Here is an 8,004-nt window from a genome sequence, read left to right on the forward strand (position 1 = left end):
CGAACGCCCCCGGAGGGGGCGGGGTGGTGGGAGCAAGGGGGCACGCCAGTGCGGACCGTTCGGACTCGGGCCGGGACAGCAGCGCCGCAGCGTCAGACCGGTGGGGGCACACCTCGGCAGGCCCAGGTCACGGCTCACCGCCGTAGAGGTTCAGCACCATCGCCGAGTAGCGCGCCATCGTGGCTGATCGCGCAGTTCCCCGCGCCCCTGACGGGGCACCACCACACGCCCCGCGACGCAGTCGCAGCCCCGACGCCGGGTCGAACGCCCCCGAAAGGGGGCGGGGCGGTGGGAGCAAGGGGGCACGCCAGTGCGGCCACCGTTCACCCCCGCACCCTCACGTGACGCACAAGCCACCCCCCACCCCTTAACCTCACGCCCGCCGAAAGCCATCATGTTCCGGTCAGACACGTGAAGTACCGAGCACCGAGCACCGAACACACGAAGAAAACGGGCGGGGACAGTGGTGAAGGCGAGAACGGCGAGAACGGCGAGAACCCGGACACTCGGCGTCAGCGGAGCGCTCGCTCTCGCCCTCACGCTGACGGCCTGCGGCGGCCACGACGACGCCGCCTCGAAGAAGCACGGCACCGTCGCCCTCGCCGGGAAGAAGGGCGCCACCGCGTCCCGGCCGATCCCGGAGGGCAAGGGCAGCAAGCTGCCGTCCGACTTCAACGGCGACGGCGCCCCCGACCTGGTTCTCGACAGCCTCGCCCACCGCGGCCTCGGCGACGACCCGGGCATCGGCATCGTCTACGGCCGCAAGGGCCACGGCCTCGACCCCGCGACCCGCCAGCTGCTCTCCCCCGCCAAGTACGCGGCCCCGACCAAGGGCGAGATACCGGCGACGTTCGGCTCCGAGTCCGCCTGCGACCTGGACCGCGACGGCTACTCCGACCTCGTCGTCTCCACCGACCCGCCCTACGACGGCCAGGGCACCCCGCCCGTCCCGGTGCAGATCCTCTTCGGCTCCCCCACCGGCATCTCCGGCAAGGGCGTCACGCTCCGCATCCCGGCGAAGGCCCGTTTCGGCAACGACTGGGCCGACCAGCCCGTGTGCGGCGACTTCGACGGCGACGGGAGGAACGACCTCGTCGTGCATGCGAGCGGCGGCCGGCTGACCTTCCTGCCCGGCCCGTTCACCCGCACCGGAGCCCCCCGCGGCACCGCCCGCCTCGTGCAGGCCGACGGGAACGTCCCGGCCGGCCCCGCCGCCGACCTCGACGGGGACGGCGCCGACGAGGTGCTGGTCCGCGCCCACACCGGCAGCGCCCGCTCCGCACTGGTCCGGGGCGGCCCGGACGGCCCCGGACGGCCCGGCGCCGCGTACCCGGCGGGCCTCGACGTCGCGTTCGGCCGCTTCACCGGCGGGGCCCGCGCCGCGGTCCTCACCGGGACCGGCGTCACCCGGTACACGGCGCAGGGCGCCACGGGCGGCCCGGTGAAGGCCAAGGGCAGCGCGCTGGACGCGGCGGACCTCGACGGCGACGGCCGCGACGACCTCGTCGTCTCGGGCGGCGACGGCGACCCGGTCCGGCTGGTGCGCGGCGGCGCCACGGCCGTGTCCGGCTCGCCCGGCACGGGACGCGTCGTGGCGGTGGCCGACTTCGACGGCGACGGCCGCGACGACCTCGTGGTGCAGCGCGCCGCGGCGGACGGCGACACCGACAAGGTCACGGTCCTGACGGGAGCGCGCACGGCCTCCCTCGTCGCCGGCGCACCCGCAACGTCCTTCTCCAGCACGGTGTTCACGGGCTGACCCGCACAACCGGGCGGCTCCCGCCGTCCGTTCCCCGGGATTCTCACAGAACCCGTACAACCCTCGGGCCCCGCAAGCAGTCTCCTGTTCGCCGAACAGACGATCATGCCCCGGACAACTCCGGGTGAACGACGGCTGACCGGCATCTCATCGTCGCGGATGTCCGCCAGACATCCCCAGCAGCAGGAGCCATCCATGGCCACCAAGCACAGACGTTCCTCCACGTCGTCCGCCGTCCGGGCGCGCCTCATGACGGCGACCGCCGTCGCCGCCGCCCTGACCGGCGGCCTCGTCGTCGCGACGGCGGCGCCCGCCGTCGCCGGCGACTCGGTCCACCACCACGAGGCCGACTTCAACGGCGACGGCTACGGCGACACCGCGTTCGCCGCGGGCGACGCCACCGTCGCCGGGTACAAGGAAGCGGGCTCGATCGTCGCCCTGTACGGCTCGTCCACGGGCATCAGCGGCAGCAAGCGCACCACCATCACGCAGAACAGCCCGGGCGTCCCCGGCGGCGCCGAGAAGGGCGACCACTTCGGCTGGACGAGCGCCTACGGCGACTTCAACCACGACGGCTACGACGACCTCGCCGTCGGCGCCTCGTACGAGAAGCTCGGCACCGACACCGACGCCGGACTGGTCACCGTCCTGTGGGGCTCCGCCAAGGGCCTGACCGGCGGCACGGTCATCGAGGACCCGACGCCGTCCGGCCACGACCGCTGGGGCAAGTCCCTCGCCGCGGGCGACTTCGACGGCGACGGCAAGGACGACCTCGCGGTCGGCGCGTCCGGCGCCACGATCTACGTCTACAAGGGCGGCATCACCACGTCCGGTACCGCGGGCGGCCGTTACACGGTCAAGCCGAAGATCGTCAGCGGCGACGACACCGGACCGCTCAACCTCAGCGCGGGCGACGTGAACGGCGACAAGCGCACCGACCTCGTCGTCAACGGCTTCGAGACCGGCACCGAGTACGGCTGGAACACCAACTACTACGTGCCCGGCACCGCCTCCGGCCTGAGCGTCTCCGGCGCCAAGCAGCTCAAGCGCGGCGTGATCACGGGCATCGGCGACGTGAACGGCGACGGCTACGCCGACATCGTCACCGGCCAGGACTGGGACCCCGAGAAGCCGGGCTCCGACTACCCGTCGGTCCCGGAGTCCGTCACCGGCGGCCAGGTCCACATCACGTACGGCTCGGCGAGCGGCCCGACGACGACCACGAACATCACCCAGAACTCCGGCAACGTGCCCGGCGGTTCCGAGCGCGGCGACTGGTTCGGCGGCGAGGTCTCCGTCGGCGACATCAACGGCGACGGCTACCAGGACCTGGTCGCGGGCGCCTCCGGCGAGAACCTGGGCAGCCCCTCGGTCGTCGACACCGGCGCCGTCACCGTCCTGTACGGCTCGGCGAGCGGCATCGACACGGCGTCCGGCGCCCAGTTCTTCGCCCAGTCCACCCCGGGCGTGCCCGGCGCTGACGAGGCGTACGACGGCTTCGGCGGCGAGGTCAAGCTCACCGACCTCAACGGCGACGGCACCTCCGACCTCGTGGTCGCGGCCCCCGGCGAGAACGAGGGCAACGGCGCGCTGACCTACCTCCCGTCCAACGGCACGAAGATCACCACGACGGGCGCCCGCGCCATCTCGACGACGGCCGCCGGCGTCGACACGGCCGGCCACCCCCTCTTCGGCGCGAACGCGGCCGACTAGGCCGTGCCCGGCCCGCACCACCGCGCACCTCTCCAGGGGCGTTCCGGACCTGCGACCCGGAGCGCCTCTCAGGGCCACCCGTAAGGGATGTCACAGCTCAGCCGCAATGCCGGGCCCATTTCCCCGGGCCCGGCTCCCGGCCGCGGAAACCAGGTACGTTCGACTACGTGGCTGGATTCAGGAACGGACGCGGCCGGGACAACCGCGAAGCGCCGCCGCAGGGGCACCCCCCGTACGGACAACCGCAGCAGCAGTATCCGTACGGACAACAGCAGCAGCACCAGCGGCAGCAGCAGTGGCCCCCGAGCGGCGGCGGGCAGGGGTACGGCGAGCCGGAGTACTTCGGCGGCGGCGCCGGCCCCGACCCGTACGCGGCGAACAACCCGGGCCACACCCAGGCGTTCTCCGTGCACGAGGATCCGTACAGCCAGGGCGCGACGTACCAGGCGGGCGCCGCCCCGGCGGGCCCCGTCGGCCCCCGGCTGCACTGGAAGGAACTGCTCTCCGGAGTCGTCCTGCGGCCGAACCGCACCTACCTCCAGATGCGCGACTACGCGATGTGGGGCCCCGCCCTCATCGTGACGTTCGTCTACGGCCTGATCGCGATCTTCGGCTTCGACGGCGCCCGCGAGGACGTCATCAACGCGACGATGTCGGCGGCGATCCCGTACGTCCTGAGCACCGCCGTCGCCGTCACGCTCAGCTTCTTCATCCTCGGCGTCGTCACCCACACGCTGGCCCGCCAGCTCGGCGGCGACGGCGCCTGGCAGCCCACGGTCGGCCTGTCCATGCTGATCGCCTGCCTGACCGACGCCCCGCGTCTGGTCGTCGGCATGTTCCTGGGCGGCGACGAGATGTTCGTCCAGGTCCTCGGCTGGGCCACCTGGCTGGCCGCCGGCGCGCTGCTGACCTCGATGGTCTCCCGCTCCCACGACCTGCCGTGGCCGAAGGCCCTGGCCGCGTCGGCGATCCAGCTGATCGCCCTGCTGTCGATCATCAAGCTCGGCACCTTCTAGGCCCGAGCTTCCGCGGAAGGCCCGGCCCCGGCGTCCATGACGCAGTGGCCGGGCCTTTCGCCGTTCCGCACACCCGCCCCGCGCCACGGGGGCGCGGCCGGTCCGTCAGTCCGTGTCCGTCAGGCGGGCCACCCGGGCGACGATGGCGTCGGCGATCCCCGCCTCCGGCCACGGGAAGACGCGCGTCGCCGCGTACTGGTGCGCGAGGCCGTGCAGACACACCCACAGCGTCACCGCGTCCAGCTCCGGGTCGGTGATCGCCGAACTCCCCGCCGCCGCACAGTCGGCGAGCGCCCCCGCGAGCACCTTCAGCGCGCCCTCGCCGAGCGAGGTGAGCTCCTGCTCCGTCAGGGAGCTGTCGCCCAGGGTCGGCATCCACAGCCCGCCGAACATCGTGCGGTACCGCCCCGGGTACTCCTGCGCGTACCCGAGATAGGCGCGGCCCACCGCGTACAGCCGGGCCCGCGGGTCGTCGCCCGCCTGCTGCGCGGCCGCCCGCAGATGCGTCTCGAGCGCGGCGAACTCCCGTCGTACGACGGCCAGCATGATGGCCGGCTGGTCGGGGAAGTGCGGGTAGATCGACGGGGCCGCGATGCCGACCCGGCGGGCCACCGAGCGCAGGGTGATCGCCCGCTCGTCGCCCGTCTCGTCCAGCAGGGCGGCGGCGGCGTCGACGATGTCCTCCCGCAGGCGGCCGCCCTCGCCGCGCCGGTTGCGCCGCCGCGCGGCGGCCGGTCTCGGGGCGTCCTCGCCCGTCCTGTCCGTCCCGCTGTCGGCCGCGGCTCGGATCTCGGTCTCGGTCTCGATCTCACTCACCTTCGTCACCTTACGCGTGAAAGCTTATGGCCGTAACCCCTTGCCATCCCCGACCTCACAGTCATAACCTTACGAGCGTAAACACAAGGCCGTAAACACAAGGCCGTAAACACAAGGCCGTAAACACAAGCGCGTCAGCACAAGGCCGAGGCCGTCACCACGCCGCCGTCGTCGTCGAGCACCTCAGGGGTCGTCATGAGCAGCACCACCGCCGCCGCCACCGTCACCGCGACCGAGATCCTCCTGCCGGGCAAGGTCGAGCCCGAGGGACTCCAGGTGCGCACGCACGAGCTGCCCGCCCCGGCCGCGGGCCAGGTCGTCCTGCGCATGGACGCGACCGGCGTCTCCTTCGCCGAGCAGCAGATGCGCCGCGGCAAGTACTTCGACCAGCCGCCCTTCCCCTTCGTACCGGGGTACGACCTGGTCGGCACGGTCACCGCGACCGGGCCGGGCACCGACCCCGGACTCGCCGGGCGCCGGTTCGCCGCCGTGACGAAGACCGGCGCGTGGGCCAGCCATCTGCTCGTCGACGCGGCCGACCTCGTGCCCGTACCCGACGAGGTCTCCGCGACCGCCGCCGAGACGGTGATCGTCAACGGGATCACGGCCTGGCAGATGCTGCACCGCACCGCGAAGGTCCGCCGCGGCGGCACCGTCGTGGTCCTCGGGGCCAACGGCGGCGTCGGCTCCACCCTCGCCCAGCTCGCCCGGCACGCCGGCATCACGGTGATCGGCACCGCGTCCCCCCGCCACCACGCCGCCCTGCGCGAGCTCGGCGTCACCCCCGTCGACTACCGCGACCCCGAGCTGTACGCCCGCCTGCGCGAGCTGGCGCCCGACGGCGTGGACGCCGTCTTCGACCACGTCGGCGGGCCCGGCATCGAGGACTCCTGGCGGCTCGTGCGGCGCGGCGGCACGCTCGTCTCGTACGGCACCGCCGCCAGCAAGGACGAGGAGGGCAGCTCGCAGCTGCCGATCCTCAAGCTGTTCGCGCGGCTCGGCGCGTGGAACGCCCTGCCCAACGGCAGGAGCGCCGGGTTCTACAACTTCTGGGCGGGCAAGCGCCTGCGTCGCGCCGCCTGGCAGCGCCGTCTGGCCGAGGACCTCACCCAGGTCCTGCGCCTCGTCGCCGACGGCACGCTGACGGCGCAGATCGCCGCGACCTTCCCGCTGGCCGACACGGCCGCCGCCCTGCGGCTCGCCGAATCCGGCACGGTCGCGGGCAAGGTCGTCATCGTGCCCGGCGCCTGAACCCGGGCGGCCCGGCCACGACGTCAGGACCCGGCGCGGTCCGTGGCCAGCCGGCGGCCGAGCTCCTTCAGCTCCACCCGGGCCGCCGGGGTACCCGCGGGCGTGTCCCAGAACGGGTGCGCCGCGATACGCCGGGACAAGGCCAGCAGATGCCGGCGCCGACCGGCGGTGCCCGTGTTCTGCGCCGAGACGAGCTGCTCGTAGGTCACGTACCAGGCCGTCTGCGCGGCCAGAAGATCATCGGGGATACGGTGCCTGTCCATACCTCGAATTAGATCGCATGTTCGATTTTCTGAGCAACGTGACGCGCTGCCGCCGAGCGGCGGGGCGGGTGCCCCCGCCGAGGCACGCAAAAGGACCCCCGGTACACACCGAGGGTCCTGACGTCAGTCCGTCCGTCCGCAGCTCAGAGGGCTTCCTTGTTCTCCCTGGGAGCCTCGCCGGACTTGTGCACGGGAGGCAGGACGCTCCACGGGAAGTTGATCCAGTCGTCGGTGCGCTTCCACACGTACTCGCACTTCACGAGCGAGTGGGACTTCTCATAGACGACGGCCGAGCGGACCTCGGCGACGTGGTCGAGGCAGAAGTCGTGGACCAGCTTCAGCGTCTTGCCGGTGTCGGCGACGTCATCGGTGATCAGCACCTTCTTGTCGCTGAAGTCGATGGCGTTCGGCACGGGCGCGAGCATGACCGGCATCTCGAGGGTGGTGCCCACGCCGGTGTAGAACTCCACGTTGACCAGGTGGATGTTCTTGCAGTCCAGCGCGTACGCGAGACCGCCCGCGACGAAGACGCCGCCGCGCGCGATGCTCAGGATGATGTCGGGCTCGTAGCCGTCATCGGCGATGGTCTGTGCGAGTTCGCGCACCGCCACCCCGAACTTCTCGTACGTAAGGTTCTCGCGCACGTCACTCATGTTGCTGCCGCTCACACCTGGGTCCGATGGAAATTCTGGAAGGAGCGGGAGGCCGTCGGACCACGCTGCCCCTGGTAACGCGAACCGTACCGCTCGCTGCCGTACGGGAACTCGGCGGGCGACGACAGGCGGAACATGCACAGCTGGCCGATCTTCATCCCCGGCCAGAGCTTGATCGGCAGGGTCGCCAGGTTCGACAGCTCGAGCGTGACGTGCCCGCTGAAACCGGGGTCGATGAACCCGGCCGTGGAGTGCGTCACCAGGCCCAGCCGCCCCAGCGAGCTCTTGCCCTCGAGCCGCGAGGCGAGATCGTCGGGCAGCGAGATGACCTCGTACGTCGACGCCAGCACGAACTCGCCCGGGTGCAGGATGAACGGCTCGTCGCCCTCCGGCTCCACCAGCCGGGTCAGGTCGGCCTGCTCCACGCTCGGGTCGATGTGCGGGTACTTGTGGTTCTCGAACACCCGGAAGTAGCGGTCGAGACGGACGTCGATGCTCGACGGCTGCACCATGGATTCGTCATACGGATCGAA

8 protein-coding genes are annotated in these 8,004 nt (G+C 72.1%); 4 read left to right on the plus strand and 4 right to left on the minus strand.

The annotated features are described in order from the left end of the window. The first annotated feature begins 466 nt into the window (after positions 1–466). The 3 genes from GTW43_RS12385 to GTW43_RS38635 all read left to right on the plus strand — a co-directional run bounded on the left by GTW43_RS12385 (position 467) and on the right by GTW43_RS38635 (position 4,488). Positions 467–1,759, plus strand: coding sequence for an FG-GAP and VCBS repeat-containing protein (locus tag GTW43_RS12385; RefSeq protein WP_343245983.1), 1,293 nt, complete (start codon positions 467–469; stop codon positions 1,757–1,759). 195 nt (positions 1,760–1,954) lie between these two features. Beyond that, positions 1,955–3,472, plus strand: coding sequence for an FG-GAP-like repeat-containing protein (locus GTW43_RS12390; protein ID WP_161301707.1), 1,518 nt, complete (start codon positions 1,955–1,957; stop codon positions 3,470–3,472). Between the two features lie 167 nt (positions 3,473–3,639). Continuing rightward, complete coding sequence (locus tag GTW43_RS38635) at positions 3,640–4,488, plus strand: Yip1 family protein (RefSeq protein WP_161301708.1); 849 nt, start codon at positions 3,640–3,642, stop codon at positions 4,486–4,488. Positions 4,489–4,593: 105 nt separating this feature from the next. Here the strand turns inward: GTW43_RS38635 and GTW43_RS12400 are convergent, their stop codons facing one another. After that, complete coding sequence (locus tag GTW43_RS12400) at positions 4,594–5,304, minus strand: TetR/AcrR family transcriptional regulator (protein ID WP_343245984.1); 711 nt, start codon at positions 5,302–5,304, stop codon at positions 4,594–4,596. 195 nt (positions 5,305–5,499) lie between these two features. Here GTW43_RS12400 and GTW43_RS12405 point away from each other — a divergent pair, with 195 nt between their 5' ends. After that, positions 5,500–6,555, plus strand: coding sequence for a medium chain dehydrogenase/reductase family protein (locus GTW43_RS12405; protein WP_161301709.1), 1,056 nt, complete (start codon positions 5,500–5,502; stop codon positions 6,553–6,555). 23 nt (positions 6,556–6,578) lie between these two features. On the opposite strand, the gene GTW43_RS12410 is transcribed toward GTW43_RS12405, so the two are convergent. The 3 genes from GTW43_RS12410 to dcd all read right to left on the minus strand — a co-directional run. Further along, the gene (locus GTW43_RS12410) at positions 6,579–6,818 is read right to left on the minus strand and encodes a hypothetical protein (RefSeq protein ID WP_161301710.1); all 240 of its coding nucleotides are present in this window, start codon (positions 6,816–6,818) and stop codon (positions 6,579–6,581) included. Between the two features lie 143 nt (positions 6,819–6,961). After that, positions 6,962–7,471 carry a phosphoribosyltransferase gene (locus GTW43_RS12415; protein WP_161301711.1) on the minus strand — a complete coding sequence of 170 codons (510 nt, stop codon included), beginning with the start codon at positions 7,469–7,471 and terminating at the stop codon, positions 6,962–6,964. Positions 7,472–7,482: 11 nt separating this feature from the next. Further along, positions 7,483–8,004 (minus strand): dCTP deaminase (dcd, locus tag GTW43_RS12420; protein ID WP_161301712.1); only part of this gene is annotated, 522 nt, incomplete at its 5' end.

This window comes from Streptomyces sp. SID5785, from assembly GCF_009870065.1.
Lineage (GTDB): Bacteria > Actinomycetota > Actinomycetes > Streptomycetales > Streptomycetaceae > Streptomyces.

What these genes read in the sequence shown, in the direction of transcription:
- GTW43_RS12415 (WP_161301711.1), bottom strand. Translation starts at nt 7,471, where the DNA reads ATGAGTGACGTGCGCGAGAACCTTACGTACGAGAAGTTCGGGGTGGCG.
- GTW43_RS12390 (WP_161301707.1), top strand. Translation starts at nt 1,955, where the DNA reads ATGGCCACCAAGCACAGACGTTCCTCCACGTCGTCCGCCGTCCGGGCG.
- GTW43_RS12410 (WP_161301710.1), bottom strand. Translation starts at nt 6,818, where the DNA reads ATGGACAGGCACCGTATCCCCGATGATCTTCTGGCCGCGCAGACGGCC.
- GTW43_RS12405 (WP_161301709.1), top strand. Translation starts at nt 5,500, where the DNA reads ATGAGCAGCACCACCGCCGCCGCCACCGTCACCGCGACCGAGATCCTC.